At 69.6% G+C, this 20,083-nt stretch carries 22 protein-coding genes; 10 read left to right on the top strand and 12 right to left on the bottom strand.

From position 1 onward, the window contains the following. Positions 1–192: 192 nt before the first annotated feature. Both ACWH49_RS13915 and ACWH49_RS13910 read right to left on the bottom strand, forming a co-directional pair. Positions 193–384, bottom strand: a complete 192-nt coding sequence (locus ACWH49_RS13915) for a hypothetical protein (RefSeq protein ID WP_448171990.1) — start codon at positions 382–384, stop codon at positions 193–195. A 174-nt stretch (positions 385–558) separates the two neighbouring features. After that, positions 559–2,550, bottom strand: a complete 1,992-nt coding sequence (locus ACWH49_RS13910) for a PAS domain S-box protein (RefSeq protein WP_448171989.1) — start codon at positions 2,548–2,550, stop codon at positions 559–561. 101 nt (positions 2,551–2,651) lie between these two features. Here ACWH49_RS13910 and ACWH49_RS13905 point away from each other — a divergent pair, with 101 nt between their 5' ends. The 5 genes from ACWH49_RS13905 (at position 2,652) to ACWH49_RS13885 (ending at position 7,226) form a co-directional block, all read left to right on the top strand. Then, a complete protein-coding gene (locus ACWH49_RS13905) occupies positions 2,652–3,224 on the top strand; it encodes an RsbRD N-terminal domain-containing protein (RefSeq protein ID WP_448171988.1) in 573 nt (190 codons plus the stop codon). Then, positions 3,110–3,787: a sensor histidine kinase gene (locus ACWH49_RS13900; protein WP_448174349.1), complete on the top strand. Its 678-nt coding sequence runs from the start codon at positions 3,110–3,112 to the stop codon at positions 3,785–3,787. The genes ACWH49_RS13905 and ACWH49_RS13900 overlap by 115 nt, the downstream gene beginning before the upstream one ends. Positions 3,788–4,131: 344 nt before the next feature. Beyond that, the gene (locus tag ACWH49_RS13895; protein ID WP_448171987.1) at positions 4,132–4,560 is read left to right on the top strand and encodes a hypothetical protein; all 429 of its coding nucleotides are present in this window, start codon (positions 4,132–4,134) and stop codon (positions 4,558–4,560) included. Continuing rightward, positions 4,557–6,062 (top strand): RAD55 family ATPase, encoded by a 1,506-nt coding sequence (locus tag ACWH49_RS13890; RefSeq protein ID WP_448171986.1) that lies wholly within the window; start codon positions 4,557–4,559, stop codon positions 6,060–6,062. Before ACWH49_RS13895 ends, ACWH49_RS13890 begins: the two co-directional genes overlap by 4 nt. A 9-nt stretch (positions 6,063–6,071) precedes the next feature. After that, the gene (locus ACWH49_RS13885) at positions 6,072–7,226 is read left to right on the top strand and encodes a diguanylate cyclase domain-containing protein (RefSeq protein WP_448171985.1); all 1,155 of its coding nucleotides are present in this window, start codon (positions 6,072–6,074) and stop codon (positions 7,224–7,226) included. Positions 7,227–7,295: 69 nt separating this feature from the next. On the opposite strand, the gene ACWH49_RS13880 is transcribed toward ACWH49_RS13885, so the two are convergent. The 3 genes from ACWH49_RS13880 to ACWH49_RS13870 form a co-directional block, all read right to left on the bottom strand. Beyond that, positions 7,296–8,198, bottom strand: coding sequence for a crotonase/enoyl-CoA hydratase family protein (locus ACWH49_RS13880; RefSeq protein WP_448171984.1), 903 nt, complete (start codon positions 8,196–8,198; stop codon positions 7,296–7,298). Positions 8,199–8,286: 88 nt separating this feature from the next. After that, positions 8,287–8,577 carry a hypothetical protein gene (locus tag ACWH49_RS13875; protein ID WP_448171983.1) on the bottom strand — a complete coding sequence of 97 codons (291 nt, stop codon included), beginning with the start codon at positions 8,575–8,577 and terminating at the stop codon, positions 8,287–8,289. A 249-nt stretch (positions 8,578–8,826) separates the two neighbouring features. Then, entirely contained in the window at positions 8,827–9,060 is a 234-nt protein-coding gene (locus ACWH49_RS13870; RefSeq protein ID WP_448171982.1) for a DUF2789 domain-containing protein, read from the bottom strand. A gap of 240 nt (positions 9,061–9,300) precedes the next feature. On the opposite strand from ACWH49_RS13870, the gene ACWH49_RS13865 reads away from it, so the two are divergent. Together ACWH49_RS13865 and ACWH49_RS13860 are read left to right on the top strand one after the other, a co-directional pair. Next, positions 9,301–10,311 (top strand): TRAP transporter substrate-binding protein, encoded by a 1,011-nt coding sequence (locus ACWH49_RS13865; protein WP_448171981.1) that lies wholly within the window; start codon positions 9,301–9,303, stop codon positions 10,309–10,311. A gap of 6 nt (positions 10,312–10,317) precedes the next feature. Next, the gene (locus ACWH49_RS13860; protein ID WP_448171980.1) at positions 10,318–11,007 is read left to right on the top strand and encodes a hypothetical protein; all 690 of its coding nucleotides are present in this window, start codon (positions 10,318–10,320) and stop codon (positions 11,005–11,007) included. 14 nt (positions 11,008–11,021) lie between these two features. Here ACWH49_RS13860 and ACWH49_RS13855 read toward each other — a convergent pair whose 3' ends face one another. The 4 genes from ACWH49_RS13855 to ACWH49_RS13840 form a co-directional block, all read right to left on the bottom strand. Then, positions 11,022–11,996 (bottom strand): hypothetical protein, encoded by a 975-nt coding sequence (locus ACWH49_RS13855; protein ID WP_448171979.1) that lies wholly within the window; start codon positions 11,994–11,996, stop codon positions 11,022–11,024. 123 nt (positions 11,997–12,119) lie between these two features. Next, positions 12,120–13,199 (bottom strand): alpha/beta fold hydrolase, encoded by a 1,080-nt coding sequence (locus ACWH49_RS13850; protein ID WP_448171978.1) that lies wholly within the window; start codon positions 13,197–13,199, stop codon positions 12,120–12,122. A gap of 217 nt (positions 13,200–13,416) precedes the next feature. After that, positions 13,417–13,674 carry a MoaD/ThiS family protein gene (locus ACWH49_RS13845; protein WP_448171977.1) on the bottom strand — a complete coding sequence of 86 codons (258 nt, stop codon included), beginning with the start codon at positions 13,672–13,674 and terminating at the stop codon, positions 13,417–13,419. After that, positions 13,671–14,849, bottom strand: a complete 1,179-nt coding sequence (locus ACWH49_RS13840; protein WP_448171976.1) for a WD40/YVTN/BNR-like repeat-containing protein — start codon at positions 14,847–14,849, stop codon at positions 13,671–13,673. Before ACWH49_RS13840 ends, ACWH49_RS13845 begins: the two co-directional genes overlap by 4 nt. A gap of 139 nt (positions 14,850–14,988) precedes the next feature. Between ACWH49_RS13840 and ACWH49_RS13835 the strand changes: the two genes are divergently transcribed. Both ACWH49_RS13835 and ACWH49_RS13830 read left to right on the top strand, forming a co-directional pair. Further along, a complete protein-coding gene (locus tag ACWH49_RS13835; RefSeq protein ID WP_448171975.1) occupies positions 14,989–15,474 on the top strand; it encodes a hypothetical protein in 486 nt (161 codons plus the stop codon). A 118-nt stretch (positions 15,475–15,592) separates the two neighbouring features. Then, complete coding sequence (locus tag ACWH49_RS13830; RefSeq protein ID WP_448171974.1) at positions 15,593–15,919, top strand: hypothetical protein; 327 nt, start codon at positions 15,593–15,595, stop codon at positions 15,917–15,919. On the opposite strand, the gene ACWH49_RS13825 is transcribed toward ACWH49_RS13830, so the two are convergent. Next, positions 15,882–16,502 carry a 2-dehydro-3-deoxy-6-phosphogalactonate aldolase gene (locus tag ACWH49_RS13825; RefSeq protein WP_448171973.1) on the bottom strand — a complete coding sequence of 207 codons (621 nt, stop codon included), beginning with the start codon at positions 16,500–16,502 and terminating at the stop codon, positions 15,882–15,884. The genes ACWH49_RS13830 and ACWH49_RS13825 overlap by 38 nt on opposite strands. After that, a complete protein-coding gene (locus tag ACWH49_RS13820) occupies positions 16,499–17,470 on the bottom strand; it encodes a 2-dehydro-3-deoxygalactonokinase (RefSeq protein ID WP_448171972.1) in 972 nt (323 codons plus the stop codon). Before ACWH49_RS13820 ends, ACWH49_RS13825 begins: the two co-directional genes overlap by 4 nt. Before the next feature lie 159 nt (positions 17,471–17,629). On the opposite strand from ACWH49_RS13820, the gene ACWH49_RS13815 reads away from it, so the two are divergent. Continuing rightward, positions 17,630–18,688 (top strand): class I SAM-dependent methyltransferase, encoded by a 1,059-nt coding sequence (locus tag ACWH49_RS13815; protein ID WP_448171971.1) that lies wholly within the window; start codon positions 17,630–17,632, stop codon positions 18,686–18,688. Here ACWH49_RS13815 and ACWH49_RS13810 read toward each other — a convergent pair. Further along, positions 18,657–20,081, bottom strand: coding sequence for a serine hydrolase domain-containing protein (locus ACWH49_RS13810; RefSeq protein ID WP_448171970.1), 1,425 nt, complete (start codon positions 20,079–20,081; stop codon positions 18,657–18,659). The two genes, ACWH49_RS13815 and ACWH49_RS13810, sit on opposite strands and share 32 nt — an antisense overlap. Positions 20,082–20,083 lie beyond the last annotated feature (2 nt).

Below are 20,083 nucleotides of genomic sequence, written 5' to 3'. Positions count from 1 at the left end.
CGGCCAAAGAATCCCCCACTCTGAACCGCCGGTGGTAAGCGACCTTTTCCGGTGGGCCAGCCGAGGCACTAGCTACGGTGCGGGTTGTGAGCGGTTCCAGTCAACAACTCTGTTTCGGGCGCACACGCGACGAACGCCGCGGACGCCGCGGGCACGCCCGCCCCTCATTGGGAGCGTCGGGGCACTCGCTCCTCAGAACCGCGCGTAGAAGAGGACCACCGTGAGCGTCACCACCATCGCTGCGAAGATCGCGGCCTCCAGGTAGTTGTTGATCCGTTCCGAACGGAGGTACTCAGCGAGCGACTCATCGGCCGCTGACCTTTCTTCGTCAAGGAATGAATCGAAGCTGGCGCGTGAAGGCTGGGTAGCCGTAGGGTTTTGCATGGCGGGCCTCACAAACACGCTGCCGACTGCGGGAGGCGCCGGACATCGCTCGGGGCAAGGTAGCAAGGGACTTGGGCAAGGTCCGTGCGGTGCCGAACGCAGGCCGAAAAGATTGTGCAGCGCTGCCCGCGCGACGCGGGCGTCTGGCGCCGCCGACGGGAACGCCGCCCCGGATCAGTAGGCTTGCTGCGCGGCGTCGCCGGCGCTGGCCGTGCCGCCTGGCGCTGGCGATCGGCGCGAGACGCTGCTGGCGAACACATTGCGAATCGCCTCTGACAGTTCGGCCTGGTCGAACGGCTTCGCCAGCCGCAATGCCATCGGATCGACGCAATCGGGCAGTTCGCCGAAGCCGGTAGCCAGGATCACCGGAATGCGGGGATGATTGCGCCGCAGCCGTTCGATGAGTTCGCCGCCCGTCATGTGCGGCATGACCTGGTCGGTGATCACCATCGCCACGCCGGGGTCTCCCGCGATCAGTTCCAGCGCCCGATGGGCGGAGGTCGCACGGAGGACGTCGTGCCCGAGGTCCTCGAGCATCGCGACGGTGCCCTCCAGCACGAGCGCGTCGTCGTCCACTGCGACGATGCGCAGTGAACGCTCGGCGTCGGCAGGCGGCGCTGGCGTGGCGTTCGCTTCCGCCACGTCGGCGCCTGCGAGTACCACGGGCAACCAGAGTTCGCCGGTGGTACCGCTGCCCTCGCCGCTTCGCAGGGCGAAGTGGCCACCCGACTGAGCGGCCAGACCGTGCACCATCGGCAGGCCCAGACCGGTTCCCTTGCCGACGCCCTTCGTCGTGAAAAAGGGCTCGGTGGCACGCGCCAGCGTCGCCGGGCTCATCCCCGCCCCCGTGTCCGCGATGGACAGGCAGACATACGTCCCCAACGCCAACTTGGCCGTGCCCTTGTTCAGTTCGTCCAGTCGCGCGCCTACGCGCAGGGTGCCGCCTTGCGGCATGGCGTCGCGCGCATTCACGGCTAGGTTCAGGACCGCCAGCTCGAGTTGATGGGGGTCCACGAACACCGGTTGCAGCCCGGGCTGAAAATCGAGTTCGATGCGGATCGTCGGGCCAAGCGAACGTTCGAGCAGATCCCGCATGCCGTCGACCAGCCCCGGCACGTCCACCGCGACCGGGGCGAGTTGCTGCCGCCGGGCGAACGCCAGCATGCGCTTGGTGAGCGTCACGCCACGCTTTGCGCCCTGCACCGCGTTGTCGATCAGGTGCTGCGACCTCTCGTCGGCCTTCATCCGCCGTTTGAGCAATTCCAGGCTGCTGAGCACCACCATCAGCAGGTTGTTGAAGTCGTGTGCCACGCCTCCGGTCAGCTGACCGATGGCGTCCAGCTTCTGGGACTGGAACAGCGCTTCGCGCGCGCGCTCGAGCGCGAGCTGCGACTCGCGCTTCTCGGTCACGTCCCGAGTCACCTTGGCGAAGCCGCTCAGCTGTCCCTGCGCGTTGAAGATCGGATCGATCACCACGTTGGCCCAGAACTGGCTGCCGTCCTTGCGGACGCGCCAACCCTCGCTCTCGAACCGCCCTTCGGCCGCGGCGATACGCAGCGCCGCCGCGGGGAGTTCTGCAACGCGGTCTTCTTCGCGGTAAAAGTGGGAGAAGTGGGTGCCGATGATCTCCTGCGGCGCATAGCCCTTGATGCGCTGCGCGCCGGCGTTCCAGCTCTTGACGACGCCGTCCGTCGTGAGCATGAAGATCGCGTAGTCGGTCACGCTCTGCACGAGCAGCTTGAATTGCTCCTCGCTGTCGCGCAGCGCTTCTTCGGCCGCGCGGCGCTCGGTCAGGTCGCGCGTGACCTTGGCAAAGCCCAGCAAGGTGCCGTCCCCCGCGCGGATCGGGTCGACCACCACCTGGGCCCAGAACCGCTCGCCGCTTTTGCGCATGCGCCACGTGTCCGCCTTGAAGCGACCCTCGTTGACAGCGACGCGCAAGGTGCAGTTCGGTCCGTCGGCGCGCACGTCATCGGGCACATACAGCAAAGAGAAGTGGCGGCCGATGATCTCGTGTTCCGCATAGCCCGTCAGACGCTGCGCACCCGAATTCCAACTGACGACGAACCCGTCGGGGTCGATCATGTAGATCGCATAGTCGGTCACCGCATCGACCAACAGGCGGTACCGCTCCTCAGGGCTGAACGCTTTCAGGTGGTCATGCATCTGAACTCAATCTAGCGGACCGCATCGAGGGACCTCGTAGGACAGCGCGACACACTCGTACGGACGAGCGCGGCAACCGCCCGTGTGTTAAACCCCTCAGGATGAAACTGAGTGCCTTCATCGGGGCAAACCGCGATGCGATCGTCAACGAATGGGAGGCGTTCGCCCGAGCGCTGCCCGCAGGTCGGTCCATGACCAACCTGGCGCTGCGCGACCATTGCCGGGAGATCCTTACCGCGATCGCTCTGGACATGGAAACGAGCCAGACCCGCGAGCAGCAATCGAGCAAGTCGAAGGACGTGGCGCCGGCTGTCGGGACGCACGAGAGCGCCGCGGAGTCGCACGGCACGCTGCGGCATCTCGCCGGCTTCGACCTCGTGCAATTGGTCGCCGAGTTCAGAGCCCTGCGGGCAAGCGTCCTGTCGCTGTGGGAGCGCTCTGCGGAAACGAGCGTGCCGGGTGCGGCCATTCAGGAATCACGCGATTCAACGAGGGGCTCGACCAGGCACTGGCCGAATCCGTCGAGAGCTACTCGGCAGACCTCGCGGACTCCCGCGACCTGTTCGTCGGAGTGCTCGGTCACGATCTCAGGGGCCCGCTCTCCGTCATCACGATGTCCAATCTGCTGCTCGACAAGCCGAACCTGTCGGAGCCGGCTCGGGCCAGGGCGGTAGCGCGCAGCGCCCGCGCAGCGAAGGAGATGAATCGGCTCATCGCCGATCTGCTGGACTACACGCGAAGCCGGCTTGGTGAGGGCATCCCTCTCGAGCTGGCCGCATGCGACCTGGCGGCGGTGTGCCACGAAGCGCTGGACGCGATTCAGGCGAGTCATCCCGAGGTTCAATTCAAGTTCGAGACGTCCGGCGATTTGCGCGCGCAGGCGGACGGCCCCAAGCTGGGCCAGGCGCTGACCAATCTCCTGGGAAACGCGGTACAGCATGGCGATCGAGGAGGGGCGATCACGCTGGGCGTTGCCGACGAAGGGGACGCGATCGTGATCGAAGTGAGCAACCAGGGCGACCCCATACCACCCACCGCGCTCGAATCCATCTTCGAACCGATGACCCGCGCTCCGAGCAGCTCCGACAAGCTCAGCGCGCGGTCCCGGTCCAGCATGGGCCTCGGCCTCTTCATCGCGCGCGAGATCGTCGTCGGGCACCACGGATCGATCACCGTGGATTCCAGCCCCTCGCGAACGAGCTTCGCGATCAGGCTGCCGCGCTGGAAGAAGCCTTGAACCCCAGGGCGAAAGCCATTCTGTCCAACCTGTGCAGGTGAATGGGCGCGGTAGACCGCGAAAGCGCGGGCGGTCGGCGCCCGCCCTGCGTCTACGGAACAACAGGCGGGAGCAGGCGGTTGCCTCGCGCGTCGTTCATCGGGTTCGACACTTGAAGGGCGCCAGCCGCAAAAGATTGCTCTGACTGCGTGCGCTACCGAACAGACACGGTGGCGGCGACGGAGGATGAGTGTCGTACGGTGGCATGCGTTCTGGCGATCCTTCGGTCCGGTGCGCAATCGACGTGATCGGACCAACGCAGGCGTACGATAAGCGGAACAAGTAGTCGGGACATCAGGCCATCCATGCAGAGCGAAGAGACCGACGGCATCGCAGCCTACCTGAGCGGGTTGGCCGCGGACAGAAGTTCAGCCCAGCCAGTGGCGGAAGCGGTGGAACTGACACTCCGTTCGATCGAGCAAGTGCTGACCCCGATCGTGGGCGCGCTGGGCGTGGCCGCGCTCTACAAACGTTCGGTTCACCTGAGCCGGAGCGCTTACGGCTGGTTGCCCGACTCTCCCTCGGGCCCGGCCACGTCCATGGATGCCGGCCCGTTGGTCGCGGCACTCGCGCAGCAGAGCGCGGCCGACGCCGCGCTTGCCGGTGCGCGATTGCTGAGGAATTTCCACGATCTCTTGGTCACTTTGATCGGCCCCTCGCTGACGGAGCGCCTGCTTCGTTCGGTCTGGGTCAACTTTATGAGCGGCCCATCCGCGCAGGACAACACGCAATGACCAGCAAGGCGATCATCAACCGCTTGGCCACGGGTGTGCCCGGCCTCGACGAGATTCTGGGCGGCGGTTTGCCCGAGTTTTCGTTCAACCTGATCGCCGGGCAGCCCGGCTGCGGCAAGACGACCCTGGCCCACCAGATCATGTTCGCGCTGGCCAGCACCGAGCGACCCGCCCTGTACTTCACCGTGCTCGGAGAGCCCCCGCTGAAGATGCTGCGATACCAGCAGCAGTTCGAATTCTTCGATGCCGAGAAGATCGGCCAGGCGGTTCGATTCGTGAACCTCTCGGAAGAAGCGATGGCCGGCGATCTGGACCGCGTCCTGCAGCGGATCGTCGACGAAGTGACGGCGCACGGACCGGCGCTGGTGTTCGTAGACTCGTTCCGCTCCGTGGTGCTCGCGAGCGAGACCGTCGCCGGCAACCCGCACAACCGCCTGCAGCATTTCGTCCAGCAACTGGGCCTGCTCATGACAAGCTGGCAGGCCACGACGTTCCTGATCGGCGAATATTTCACCGAAACGGATGCGAACCCGGTGTTCACGGTCTGCGACGGCCTGATCTGGCTGCGCCAGAGCGTTCAGCGCAACTCCATGGTGCGCAAGATGGAAATCATGAAGATGCGCGGGCAACCGACCCTGCAGGGCCTGCACACCTTTCGAATCGATGCGGGCGGGGTCGAGGTGTTCGCACCGGCGACCGTTGCGGTCGGCACGCGCGCCCACGCCGGTGCGCCGCAGTCGGCCCCGCGGCTGCTGATGGGCGTGCCCGGCCTCGATGACATGCTCGGCGGTGGGTTGCCTCGCGGCTACTCGCTGCTGATCGCGGGGCCCTCGGGATCGGGAAAGAGCGTGCTGGCGGCCTCCTTCCTCGCGGAAGGCGCACGCAATGGCGAGACCAGCGTCATCGCTGCCTTCGAGCAGCATCCGAATCGCTCGCGCAGTCGCATCGTCGCGGACTTGATTGCCGAGGGCAAAGTGGGCCTGGTGGAGAGCCGATGCGCGGACTTGTCCATCGACGAGACCGTCCACATGCTGATGCGCGAGATCACTCGGCTCGGGGCGACCCGCGTGGTGATCGATTCGCTGTCAGGCTTTGAACTGGCGCTTGCACCCACGTTCCGCGAAGACTTCCGGGAATCACTGTCGAGCATGGTGACGGCGCTGGCCGGCATCGGCGTGACCGTCGTGATGACTTCCGAACTGGAAGACCGCTATACCGACTTGCGATTCAGCCCCTATGGCACGGCGTTCATGACGGACGCGATCATCGTGCAACGCTACATCGAGGTCGACAGCCGTTTGCGCCGCGTGATGGCGGTGGTCAAGGTGCGCGCGAGCGGACACTCGGATCAGTTGCGCGAGTTCGTGATCGACGATCAGGGCATTCGCATCGGCGAGATGCTGACCGACCAGGAGGGCTTGTTGGGCGGCAGGCCTACCCGAAAGACCGCGGACCAGGCGGTCCCCGCCGTCACACCCGTCACCCCGCTGTCGGCTGACTGACACGCCACCGTGGACAAGACGACCGAACTGCCCGAGGAACCGCCGGCGCCGTCGCAAGGGGGCCCGACTGACCTGAATGGTCCGGTTGCGACGATGCGTGCAGTGCTGGTGCAGTTGCTGCAGGAGGTGGTCAGGGCCGAGAGCCGACTGGACCGCAGCCAGGCAGACCAGCTCATGGAAGCCAACCAGAGCCTGATCGTGAGCGCGCTCGACGCCCAGACGAAAGCGGAAGCGGCCCATCGCGCGCTGGAGGCCGCTTCCCGGGCAAGCCGCCTCGACCCACTGACCGGGCTGCCCAATCGGATGCTGCTGTTGGACCGCTTCGAAGGCGCCATCGCGAATGCGAAGCGACATGGGCAACGTGTGGCGCTCTTGTTCCTCGATCTCGACGCGTTCAGGAAGATCAACGCGACCCTCGGCCACGGGGCCGGAGATCTCGTGCTCAAGCTCGCGGCCGATGGCCTGAAGTCCATCGTTCGCGAGACGGACACGGTAAGCCGTCACGGTGGCGATGAGTTCCTGATCCTTCTGGCGGAAGTCGCGCAGCCCGAAGATGCGGCGCAGGTCGCCAGCAAGGTGAACGCGGTCCTGGCTGCTCGAGGCTTGACCATCGGCGCCGCCGGTTTGACGGCGAGCATCGGGATCAGCGTGTATCCCGAGGACGGTGCAGACCCCAAGGGGTTGATCGAGTGCGCAGATGCGGCGATGAACCGGGCCAAGCAGCGGGGTTCCGGTGGATACGTCTTTCATGCACCGCATCCCGCGTCAGGTTCGTCACCGTCGACCCGGGCGGGCGATCTCTCGAACGATCGACCAACCCAGGACGAACTGTCGGTGCTCGCGCATGACCAGCGAAACTTGCAGCTCCGCGAGGCCAACGAAGCGCTGGTCCTGGCAGCGCTCGGCGCCCATGAGCTTCTCGCTGCCGCTGAAGCGTCGAGAGTCCGACAGGCCGAACTGTTGAACATGGTTGCAGGTGAGTTGAGCGACCCTTTCGCGCCGATTCGGCTCGCCGCGGCAACGCTGGGCATGTCAGGGACGGAAAGCGTGCTTCTTGCGCGCGTTCAGGAGGTCGTCGAGGCCCAGGCAGACAAGCTCTCGCGGATGGTCAGACAGGTGCTGGACCCCCGGGACAAAGCGGGAAGCGACGGGCCCTTGCCTTGACGTGATCGACCCCGGCGCGACCCGGGTTCAAGGACTACCCCGGGGCGCGGGGCCGGCCGCAGGATGGTCTCAGCGCCGCTTCTTCCGCTCCAGCTCCTCGATCAGCGCGCGCGCCTCGTCGCCTTCCGGGATCGGGCGCCCGCTGTCGCGCCAGGCCACGGCCTCCTTGAAGCCGGCTTCCTGCGCGAAGCGGCGGAACCACAGGCCCTCCGGGTTGTGGCGGGTGATGCCGTCGAACACGGTGGCCATCGTCTGGGCCTGCTCGAGGCCCATCGTCAGCATCACCTGGTTGACGACCATCTTGTGCATGGCCAGGTGGCTGCTGGGCACCCCGGCGATGCGTTCGGCCAGTTCGAACGTGCGCGCGTCCAGTTCCGCACCGGGTACCGAGAAGTTCGCCAACCCCCATTCGGCCGCCTGCCGGCCGTCGATCAGGTCGCCGGTGAACATCATCTGCTTCGCGCGGACCGGGCCGAGGCGGAAGGTCCACATTGCCGTGGTCGGGCAGCCCCACACCCGCGTGGGCATGTAGCCGATGCGCGCGTCGTTGGCCATCACGAGGAGGTCGCAGCACAACGCGATGTCGCTGCCGCCCGCGGCCGCGGCGCCGTGCACCTTGGCGATCGTCGGCTTGGCGCTGCGCCACAGGCTCATGAAGTCCTCGGTGAACCGCTTCATCTGGGCATAGTCCACCATCGGATCCCAGGGGTAGCGCTCCTGCTGGCAAGGGTGGTCGCGATCCTGCTCCGCGTACAGGCCGAGGTCGTAACCGCCGCAGAAGCCCTTGCCGGCGCCCTCGACGACGATGACGTGGACCTCGGCCTGCGCGTTGGCCCACTCGACGGCGGCGCGGATCTCGCGCGGCATCTCCTCGTTGATGGCGTTAAGTCGCTCGGGGCGGTTGAGCAGCAGTCGCGCGATGCGCGGGCTGCGTGCGTCCTGCTCGATCGTCAGCGTGGAAAAGCTGGGCATTGCGGGCCTCCCGTTCCTGTGAAGGCCTCACTCTATGCGCTCGGGCGCCGCGCACGCGGTCAACGCCCCGCGACCGCCCGTCGCGGGGTCAGCGCTGCGGGGCCGATGCCGGCATCGGTCCGGACTGCGCGCCGGGCTTGGCCGGCTTCTTGGTCGCGACGCCAGCGCGCGAGGCGGCTGCGTCGACCGGCGGCTTCGCGGCCTTGTTGCCCGCGGCGGCCGACGACGCGGCATTGCCGGCCGATGCCGCGGATGCGGCCGAGGCCGCGGCCATCGGCTGCTGCGCGTGGACGACGGTGACGGGAGCGAGCGCGAGCGCGATGCCTGCGGAAAGCGCGCGCAGTGAAGCGATTCCGGTGCGCGAGAGAGGGTGGTTCATGACGGTCTCCTGGGTGGGGTGATGGCCCCTACATTGACCGCACGCGGCGGCGACGGGGATCGGGCGCTTCGTCGCGGCCGCGTCGGAAGGCGCACCCGCGGCAGGTAGGTGCGCGCCTACCCGCCCCGCACCGCGTCGAACGCTTCGCGGACCTTGCGAGCCAGCGTGTCGATCTCGAACGGCTTGGCAACTAGCGACATGCCGCGTTCCAGGTAGCCGACGCGGTCAGTTCGCCACAGGCATGGCCCCCTACTGGTGCAGCATCACGTTCAGCTGGTCCACCACCCCGGCCCAGTCGGCGTCCTCGCGGATCTCGTCGCGCAGGAAGCGCGCCTGCGCGTCGGTCCAGAACGGCGCGTCGGCGAGCCGCGCGTCGTTGGGCAGGCCACGGTGCGCGTCGACGAACGCCTGGATGTCGTGCTCCTCGTTCGGCAGACCGAGCTGCGCGAACAGGTCGGCCACGCTGTGATTCGTGAGGTCCATCGTCGACTCCGTGGGTGACGTTGCAGGAGCGATCATCGTGATGACGGCGCGCGAAACGCGCAGCCGGACGGTGCCGGGTGACGCCAGAGGTGCCGTCCTACGCATCCGACCGAGGCCCGCGGCAGCCGGGGGGGTCCCATCGGGTTGACCCCGTTGACCCACCCGACGCTCTGCGTGAGACTTGGAATTGAGTTCTGACAGACGGAACAGCCGTCGCCCACCTCGTCTACGGGAGATCCCATGAAATCGACATTGATCCGGCTGACCGCGATGGTCTCGCTGCTCGTGGCCGGCGGCGTGGCCGTGGCCCAGGACATCCAGGAGCGCACGATCCGTTTCGGCCACCTGAACAACCCCGACCACCCCACCAGCACCGGCGTCAAGAAGTTCGCCGAGATCGTCGCGGCCAAGAGCGGCGGCAAGATCACGGTCAAGGAGTACCCCAGCAGCCAGCTCGGCAACGAGCTGCAGCAGCAGTCGGCGCTGCAGGGCGGCGTGCAGGAGATGCTCACGGCATCGACCACGTCGCTGACCGGCATCGTCAAGGAATTCGGCCTGTTCGACTTCCCGTTCCTGTTCAGCAACGCGAAGCAGGCCGACGCGATGGTCGACGGCCCGCTCGGCAAGATGCTCAGCGCGAAGCTCGCCGAGAAGGGCGTCGTCGTGCTCGGCTTCTTCGACCTCGGCTTTCGCAACGTCACCAACAGCAAGCGGCCGATCACCAAGGGCGAAGACCTGGAGGGCCTGAAGCTGCGCGTGATCCCGAATCCGGTGTTCCTCGAGACCTTCAAGACCTTCAAGGCCAACCCGCTGCCGATGCCCTTCGCCGAGCTCTACAACGCGCTCGAAAGCAAGGCCGTCGACGGGCAGGAGAACCCGTACTCGGTGATCCTGTCGAGCAAGTTCTACGAAGTGAACAAGTTCGTCAGCGGCACGAACCACGTCTACGCGACCAACCCGATCCAGGTCAGCAAGAAATTCTGGGACAAGCTCACGCCGGTCGAGCACAAGCTGCTGCAGGAGGCCGCGATCGAGGCGCAGAACTACCAGCGCGGCGTCAGCCGCGAGGCCGCCGGCAAGGCGCTGACCGAGTTGAAGGCGAAAGGCATGGTCTACAACGACATCGCCCCGGCCGAGATGGACCGCATGCGCGCCGCCGTCAAGCCGGTGCATGACAAGTTCGCCGCCTCGTACGAGCCGGCGGTGATGACGCTGTTCAGGAGCGAGCTGGAGCGCGTCTCCAAGCTCTGACCCGCGATGCCGTTGCTGGGGCGGGCCGCGGTGGCCATGTGGTGGGACATGGCGCCAGCACACCGTGCCGAGTTCGAGGACTGGCACGCGCACGAGCATTTCCCGGAGCGCCTGGCCATCCCCGGCTTCCGGCGCGGCTCGCGCTGGGCCAGCGCCGACGGCGCCGACGGCTTCTTCGTGATGTACGAACTCGAGTCGTACGAGACGCTGACCTCGCCGGCCTACTTCGCGCGGCTCAACAACCCGACGCCCTGGTCGCAGAAGCTGATGCCGCACCACAGCCGGATGGTGCGCAGCCAATGCCACGTGCTCGACAGCCACGGCGGCGGCCTGGCCGGTGCGCTGCTGACGGTCCGCCTGTCGCCGCAGCCCGGGCGTGCCGACGCCTTGCGGCTGCACTTGCAGGCCGTGCTGCGCGACTTGCCGCAGCGCCCCGGCATGACGGGGGCGCACCTGCTCCACACGCACACGCCGACCGCCGCCGCCACGACCGAACAGAAGATCCGCGGCGGCGCCGACGACGTGGCGGACTGGATCGTGCTGGTGAGCGGCTACGACGTCCCCGCGCTGCAAGCGATGGCCGATGACGCGCTCGGCGCGCCGCAGCTCGGCGCGGCAGGCGCGGCAGGCGCAGCGGGGGGTCCGGTCCCGGGTCTCTATCGCCTGTCGAGCTCGCTGACCCCGGCCGATCTTTGAGGGGTTCTCCGGCCTCAGTGCCGGACGCCCGCGTCCTGCGGCTCGCCCCGCTCGCCGACGAACGCCACCAGCGGTGCCAGCGCGGTCTGGATGCGCGCCATCTGCGCCTCGGTCGTCAAGTCACCCAGCACCTGCTGGAAGCGCGGCTCCAGTGCGCCGGAGACGATGTACTGCCAGCGGTAGGCGCGCAGCGTGTTGGACTCGACCGCCCCGGCGTGCATCGCGTCGACATGTGCGGTGCGGCAGAAGTACGCCGCGTCGGCCTTCGCCTGCACCTGCAGCAGGCCATCGACACCGCCGACCAGTTCGACCAGTTCGCCGACCGCGGCGTCGCGCGCTTCGGGCGCGAGCGTCGCGTCCTCGCGCCGCCATTCCAGCTCGTCCAGGATCGCGTGCTGCGATTCCTCCTTCCAGTGGAACAGGAACACGTCCTTGAACAGGTCGGACAGGCCGACCGCGCCGTCGATGCTGGCGCGGTAGTGCGCCTGCGAGAACAGCTCGATGTGGCAGGTCAGCGCCAGCACCGCCCAGCTGCACTTGCCGAGCACGAACGCGGCGACCGCGTTGCCGTCGAGCTCGAAGCGGTAGCCCGCCGGCATGGCCTCGGCCGCGAGCCGCTCGATGCGGCGGAACAGCTCCTGGTGCTTCAGCTCCTCGTCCGTCAGCCGGATCAGCGCCTCGAACGCGACCTGGTCGCCGAAGCCGTGGGTGCGGCTCACGTCGAGCATCTTCACGCCGATGTAGCGCTCGATCATGCCGAACATGTTGGCGTAGGTGCGGCCCTGCACCTGGCCGTAGAACAGGCGCTGCGCCGGCCTTAGGAACGACAGCTGGTGCGCGAGCGACAGGCCGTCGGGCAGGAACTTGTGGTCGAGGTCGAAGTGGCGGCCGCGGATCACGTCGCGGTCGATGTCCCAGCGGATGCGCTTGGAGGTATCGATGCAGCGGGCGTAACGCGCGCTGTCGGTGGGAAGCGTGGCGGTTTGCATGGTGGTGGTCCTGCGGATGCACGTCGGATCGACGTGTCCGAAGCATCGGCGCCAGCCGCCTCGCGCGCCTGAGACGACAGTCCCAGGGCGGCGCCCGGCGAGCGGGGCAGCCGCCCCAGACGCCTAGGGCCGGCCCAGGCCGGCGGTACGCGCCAACACGATCGCCTGCGGCCGGTTCTCGACCGCCAGCTTCGCGAAGATGCTGGTGATGTGGTTGCGCACCGTCTTGTCCGACAGGCCGAGCACCGCGCCGATCTGCGCGTTGTCCCGGCCCTGCGCGATCAGTTCCAGCAGCTCGCGTTCGCGCGGCGTCAGTCCGGCCAGGCGCTGCGACGGCGGCGCCGGCAGGTCCGCCGCGGCGCCCATGAACTGCGCCACTTCCTCGGTCCAGCGCTGCCAGGCCGGCTCGTGCTCGAGCATCAGGTGGTTGCGCGAATCGAGCGGCACGAAACGCGCCTGCGCGATCGCACCGGCCAGCAATCGCCCCTCGGCGAATGGCACGCGCAGGTCGCCGGTGGCATGCAGCACGAGCGTCGGGCAGGTCACGGCAGGCAGGTCCGCGGTGACGTCGATCTCGTACATGGTGGACAGCAGGCGCGCCGCGTTGGCGGGCGACGCAGAGATGCGCTCCAGCTCGTTGAACCAGCGGTGCTGCTCGGCCGTGCCGTCGGGCACGAACTGGCTGGTGAAGAACTGGCGGAACGAGGCGTCGTCGCCGCCCCAGCCGTGCTCGATCAGCTGGATCACCGCGGCGTCGAGCGCGGCGGGCGCGGACTCGTCTCCGCGTCGGCGTCGCCCGCGCGCGTACCCGCCGTGCAGGATCAGGTGCGAGACACGCTCCGGGTGCCGCACCGCGTAGGCCACCGCCACCGGCGCGCCCTGCGACAGGCCGAGCAGCGCGACGCGCGCGTGCCCGCTGGCGTCGATCACGGCGCCGAGGTCGCGCACCCAGGCCTCGAACGACAGGTCGGCCACGTTCCAGTCGGACAGGCCGTTTCCGCGCTGGTCGTAGCGCAGCAGCGTGAAGCGCTGCGCGAGCCAGGTCAACAGGTGCCCCCAGACGGGACTGGCGAGGTCGAACTCGAGGTGCGACATCCAGGTGCCGACCTTCACCAGCGCCGGCCCGCTGCCGCTCGTGGCCCAGGCGATGCGCACCCCGTCGGCGGCGGTGGCGAAGCGGATCGACTGGCGCAGCGGCGGCATGGCCCGGCCATTGTCGCGCGCGCCGCCCGGCGACGCGCGCGCCGATGTAGCCGTCGATCGCGATCCAGTCGACCAGTCCGTCGCCGGGATACGCGTCCTCGGCGCGCGCATTGGGGGCATCGTCGTGGTTGACGGCCCAGATCCACTGGACGGTTCGCGCATCGCGCCGGTCGTCGGCGGTGCCGGGGGTGCCGTCCGGGCCGGCGTTCGCGGGATGTCAGCCGCCGCTCAGCGCGAGCACGAGGGCGACGAAATCGTCGGGCCGCAGCCCGTGGTCGAGCGCGCGCACGCTGCGCCCGTTGACGAAGATGCGCATGTTCGGCCGCAGCTGACCTTGCTCGTCGACGACGCGGAAGCGCAGGCCCGGGTACTGGTGCTCCAGGTCGGCGAACAGCGCCGTCAGCGTGTCGCCCACCGCGGCCACATGCGAGACCCCCGTGTACGAACGCAGCGCGCCCGGGACGAGCACCTTCATGCCACTTCAGCCACTTCCACCGCGTAGATCTCCGGCAGGTGGCGGGCGATGTTCGACCAGCGCGCGCCCTCGTCGTGGCCGATCCACAGCTCGCCGCTGGTGGTGCCCAGGTAGAGCGCCGGGGTCGGGCGCGCATCGACCGTCATCGCCTGGCGCTTCGTCGTCCACCACGCCTGGCTCTGCGGCAGGCCGGCATCGAGCCGCTGCCAGGTGCGGCCGGCGTTGCGCGTGACGTAGGCGGCGGGGCGCCCGGCGGGGCTGGTGCGCGGCCAGACGTCGGTGCCGTCCATCGGAAAGACCCAGGCGGTGTCGGCGTCGTGCGGGTGCACCACCATCGGAAAGCCGATGTCGCCGACGCGCTTGGGCATCTTCGCGCCGATGCGCTGCCAGGTGTCGCCCGGCCGGTCGAGCCGGTAGATGCCGCAGTGGTTCTGCTGGTACAGGCGATCCGGCCGCGACGGGCACAGCCGCACGCAGTGCGGGTCGTGGAAGGTCAGCGTGGTCGGGTCGAAGCCCTCGACGACCTGCATCCCGTCGACCAGCGCCGACCAGCTGCGGCCGGCGTCGCGCGACTCGTGCACGCCACCACTGGACATCGCGAACAGCAGGTGTGCCGGGTCGCGCGGGTCGACGATGATCGAATGCAGCTTCGGCCCGTCGGGCGTGCCGTCCTGCGCCGAGCCCATCCACTCGCGGAACTGCGGGTCGTCGTTGACCGAGGGCAGCGGCGCCCAGCTGACGCCGCCGTCCTCGGAGCGGAACAGGCCTTGCGGCGAGGTGCCGGCGTACCAGGTGTCGGGCTCGTCGGCATGACCCGGCGCGAGCCAGAAGGTGTGGTCGACCGAGCGCGCCGGCAGGCCGGGCGGGTTCGCGAACGCGGGCGGCTGGCGCGCCTCCTTCCAGGTGCGGCCGAGGTCGGTGGAACGGAAGATCGTCGGCCCGAGGTGGCCGGTCTTCGCGGCGGCCAGCAGGGTGCGGCGGTCGCGCGGGTCCAGCACCACGTGGCTGATGGTGTGGCCGAGGAAGTGCGGGCCGTCGGCCACCCAGGTCTTGCGTCGCGCGTCGCCGTGGAACAGCCACGCGCCCTTGCGGGTGGCCACGAGCACGACCGGTCGGGTCGTCTTCGAGGCCGCCTTCTTCGTGGCGGCGCGGACGGGGGTGGATGCTGGGCTCATGGGGTTCCTCGACTGTGGGCGCGCAAAGGCGTGTCGATCACGACGATCGGCCGCGACCGTTCTCGACACACGCGGAAAAGCATACCCATTCCGCGCCCCCGAACTGGCTAGACTGTGCCCACCCACCCGAGGAGACCGCATGAAAATCAGGTTCGTGATCGCCGGCCAGTTCCTGATCACCGCGGCGGCGCTGTTCGCCGCCGGCACGGCGAGCGCCGCCGACAACGGGTGGCGCAACTGCGCCCAGGAAGGCCAGACCTGCGACGTGCGCGGACGGGCGGTCGTGCGCTACGGCGACCAGGGGCGCTGGAACACGCGCACCGTCAGCGGCCCGGTGGCATGCAACAACGACACCTTCGGCGACCCGGCGCCCGAGCGGCGCAAGCGCTGCCTGGTGCGCGGCGGCAACAGCCAGCCGCCCGGAAACGGCGGCGGCAATGCCGGCTGGCGGCGCTGCGCCGACGAGGGCCAGGTCTGCCGCGTCGGCGGCCGGGCGCAGGTGCGATACGGCACCGCCGGGCGCTACGTCTACCGTGACGTGGTGCGCGAAGTGCGCTGCGACACGCGCAGCTTCGGCCGCGATCCGTTCGACGGGCGGCGCAAGTCCTGCGACATCCGGCGCTGAGGCCGGCGGCGGCGACCCGGCGCCCGGCGCGTCGGCTTCGTCACGCCCGGATGCAAGCGCGTGCTTCAGTCGGCGCCGGTCGCGCCGAAATCCCGTCATCACCACGACGGATCAACCGATGTCCACGACCTACCGCACGCGCCTCGCCGCCCTCCGCGACCCTGTGGGCGTGCTGCGTCAGCTCGAGAACAAGCACATCGGCATGGACTCGTCCGAGTACCTGACGTCCGCACGCCGCATCACCGAAGCGCTGCGCGAGATGGGCGTGTTCGAGCTGGTGATCATCAAGCGCAGCCGGATGGCGGTGATCGCCGACCTGGCCGACAACGTGCTCATCGAACAAGGCATCGACCACCTCGCCGGCGACAGCGACTTCCGGCGCGACGCCCGCGAGGCCGCCGCGCTGGTCATCGCGAAGGCGCAGTACGCGCCCAGGCCGCAATGAAGTTCCGCGCCTGCGCGCCGACCTCGGCCGCGCCGGCGCCCGCCTTGTAAAGCTGCCCGCCGATGCCGAAGCCGGTCGCGCCCGCCGCGACCCACTCGGCCATGCTGTCCGGCGTGACGCCACCGACCGGCCACAGCGGTGTGCCGGGCGGCAGCACCGACCCCAGCGCCTTCAACCCCTTCGGCCCCCAGACCTCGGCCGGGAACAGCTTCAGCGCATTCGCGCCGGCGCGCAGCGCGGCGAACGCCTCGCTCGCGGTGCCGATGCCGGGCGCGCACCACATCCCCAGTTGCGCCGCGCGCGCAATCACCGCCGGGTCGGTGTTCGGCGCGACCATCATCCGCCCGCCAGCCGCATGCACCGCGTCGACATCGGCCACGCTGAGCATCGTGCCGCCGCCGATGGTCGCATCGGCCGGCGCATTCCGCGCCAGCGTCTCGATGCAGGCGAGCGCGCCGGGCCGGTTCAGCGGCACCTCGACGAGGCGGAAGCCGGCCTCGAACAACGCGGCGCCCACCGCCTCGGCCGAGTCGGGCGTGAGCCCGCGCAGGATCGCGACGAGCGGCAGGGTGTCGGTCTTCATGGGGCTCGGTTCCAGGTGCAGGCGGGCGCGCGCAGCGCCGCCAGCGCCGCGAGGTAGACAGTGCGCGGCTCCAGCCGCACGACTTCGACGCCGAACGCCGCGCCCGCGGTGACGTAATGCTCGGCAAGTGCGGGGCTGCCGATCAGCGTGATGCGCGGCGGCAACTGGCCGCCGTGGCGCAGGCGCAGCCCCTGCCACTCGGCGCCGATCAGCAGACCGCTCAGGTACGAGCGCGCGTGGGCTGCCGGCATCGCGCCGCTGACCACGCGCGCGCGGCAGCCGAACAGCGCGTTCGACAGCACCGCGCCGGCCATCGCCGCGCGCAAGCCGGCGTCGAACGCCGCCGGCACCGCGGGCGCGTCCGCGGCGCCGCTCGCCGCGGCCAGCGTGCCGTGCTGGGTCAGCAGCGCGAAAAGCTCGCCGGTCATGAAGGTCGCGAACGCCGCGATCGCGCCGTGCTGCAGACGCACCCACTTGCTGTGGGTGCCCGGGAGGACGCACCAGCCGTCACCCCGGTCCGGGTCGTCGCCGAGCGCGAGCACGCCCAGCAACTGGGTCTCTTCGCCGCGCATCACGTCGACGGCCGTCGGGTCGCGTTCGCAGTAGCCCGGCACGATGACTGCGTCCGACACGCCGGGCACCGGCACCAGGTGCTCGCGCAGCCGGGTCAGCGGCACCGCGAGGTCGAGGTACGGCGCCTCGACCCAGCCGCTGGCGCTGCCGACCATGCCGGACAGGATCGCCGGGAGCGGCGTGTCGGCGACCCCGAGCGCGGCGCGCATCGCCTGCAGCGCGGCATCGAAGCGGCCGCGTGCGGCGAGCATGCCGTCCCCATCCTCGTACTCGGCCAGGCAGCGGCCGGCGGCGTCGAGCAGGTAGCCGCGCCGGTTGGTCGTGCCCCAGTCGATGCCGACCAGCGCCGGGGGGCCGAGCAACGCGGACTCGGTGAAGTGGGAGGCAGCGGACATCAGGGCGCCAAGTGTGGCATGCCACCCCCAGCGTGCGCGTCGCGATGCGCTGGACGCCGTCCGGACGCTGAACTATGTTGGTCATTCCGGGATGCTGCTCGAGGCACGGCCCCGGCGCGCCAGCGCGCGAACCCGAAGGCCTCGATCAAGGGGCGAACCATGGCGATCGACGAAGCGAAGCTGAACGAGTTCATGGGCAATTTCGTGCGCGACATGGGGGCGGTGGCGCACGCCGCGACGGTCGTCGTCGGCGATCAGCTCGGCCTCTACAAGGCACTGGCACGCGACCCGATGACCCCGGAGCAACTCGCCGCGGCCACCGAGACCGACCCCCGCTACGTGCGCGAATGGCTGTGCGCGCAGGCCGCCGGCGGCTATGCGCAGTACGACGCCGCGACCGAGCGCTTCTCGCTCACGCCCGAGCAGGCGTTCGCGCTCGCGCAGGAGGACAGCCCGGCCTTCATCCCCGGCGCATTCCAGGCCGCGATGGCGATGTTCCACGCGGTGCCCAAATTGATCGACGCGTTCCGCAGCGGCGACGGCATCGGCTGGCACGAGCAGCACCCGTCGCTGTTCGTCGGCACCGAGCGCTTCTTCCGGCCCGGCTATGTCGCGAACCTCGTGTCGCAGTGGCTGCCGTCGCTCGACGGCGTGGTCGCGCAGTTGGAGCGCGGGGCCCGCGTGGCCGATGTCGGCTGCGGCCACGGCGCGTCGACGCTGATCATGGCGCAGAGCTACCCGAACTCGACCTTCGTCGGCTACGACTACCACGAGCCGTCGATCCGCTACGCGCGTCTTGCTGCGGTGAAGGCGGGCGTGGCCGACCGGGTCGACTTCCAGATCGCGCGCGCCCAGGACTACCCGGGGCGGGACTTCGACCTGGTCGCGGTGTTCGACTGCCTGCACGACATGGGCGACCCGGTCGGCGCGTCGCGCCACGTGCGCCAGTCGCTGAAGCCCGACGGCACCTGGATGATCGTCGAGCCGTTCGCGAACGACCGCGTCGAGGACAACCTGAACCCGGTCGGGCGCATCTTCTATTCCGCCTCCACCTGCATCTGCACACCCGCGTCACGCTCGCAGGAAGTCGGCCTGTGCCTGGGCGCGCAGGCCGGCGAGGCGCGGCTGCGCGACGTGGTCAAGAAAGGCGGTTTCGCCCACTTCCGGCGCGCCGCGCAGACGCCGTTCAACCTCGTGTTCGAGGCACGCGCCGGCTGACGGCCGGCGCCCGGAGCGCGGGCGCCGCCGCGTCGTATTTCGCGACCAGTTCCTTCGCGACCGCCGCCTCCGGCTGCATGCGCGTGCCGCCGAGCCAGAACGCGCTGGCCCGGCCCCGGCCATCGCGCTCCAGCCGAACCGGCTCGCCGTGGCTGCCGAAGCCGCCGGCCAGCGTGATCGTGCCGCGGCCGGGCGCGTCGATGCCCAACTCGGTCGCATCGAGCAGCGGGTTGGGCAGCGCCGGGTTCGCGACCAGCACCTTGCCGTCGACCGGCAGCAGGTCGACTGCGCCCCACAGGCTCCACCAGCGCCCGGTCCACGGCGCCGCGCGGCGCGACGGCGCGCCGTGCTGCCGGTAGGCGCGCAGGATGTGCAGCGCGCCGTCGACCCAGCCGTGCGAGGCGCCATCGGCCGCGTTGGTCAGCACCGACACCGTCAACCCCTGGGATGGCACGCACGCGGTGCGCGTGATCGTGCCCTGGAAGCCCCCCGTGTGGCCGTGCCATTCCCAATCGGCGAGCGTGCCGCTGATGGTGCCGAGGCCGTACCAGCGGTCGAGGCTGGAATGCGCGTCGCGCCACTGGCGGCGCCACATCTCGCGCCGGCTCGCGACGGACAGCACGCTGCGCGACGCGTCCGGCGCCAGGCTGCCGAAGAAGCGCGCCAGGTCGCCGGCCGTCCCGACGAAGCCGGTGGCGGCGGCGAGCGCGCGGGTGTCGTTGTCGCCCGGGATCACGACGCGGCGGCCCAGCGGCCACTTGGCGCTGTGGCCGCGCGCGAACGGCACGCCGGCGGCCAGCGGCGCGTCCGGCACGGTCTCGCGCAATCCGGAGGCCGCGACGATCTCGCGCGCGATCCACTCGGCGTAGCGCTCGCCGGTGATCGCCTCGATCGCCAGCCCCACCAGCGCGTAGCCGTGGTTCGAGTACTTCAGCCGCGTGTTCGGATCGATCACCGGGCCGTGGGCCAGGTCGGCACGGACGCCGGCCTCGTCCAGGAACGGGCGGCGGTCGGCCCACTGCCCCGCATCGGCGCCGTCGCGCACCAGGCCCGCGGCGTGCGAGAGCAGCTGCGCGAGCGTCGCAGAAGCGACCTGCGGGTGCAGGCCGGGCACGAACCGGCCGACCGGGTCGTCGAGCCGCAACCGGCCCTGCTCGCGCAGCTTCAGCACGGCCGCGGCGGTGAAGCTCTTGGAATGCGACGCGACGCGGAAGCGGTGGCGCGGCGTCAGCGCCTCGCCGCGTGCCAGGTCGGCGTGGCCGAACGCGGCCTCGAGCACGAGCCTGCCGCGGTACGCGACCGCGATCGCGCAGCCCGGCTGTTCGGTCAGGCGCATCTGGTGCGCCAGCCAGCGCGGGATGTAGTCGAGCGCCGAGGCGAACCAGCGGTCCATGC

Source organism: Rhizobacter fulvus (assembly GCF_964020785.1).
Note: the sequence above shows the minus strand (reverse complement) of the source record. Positions and strands in the feature narration are given on the sequence as shown.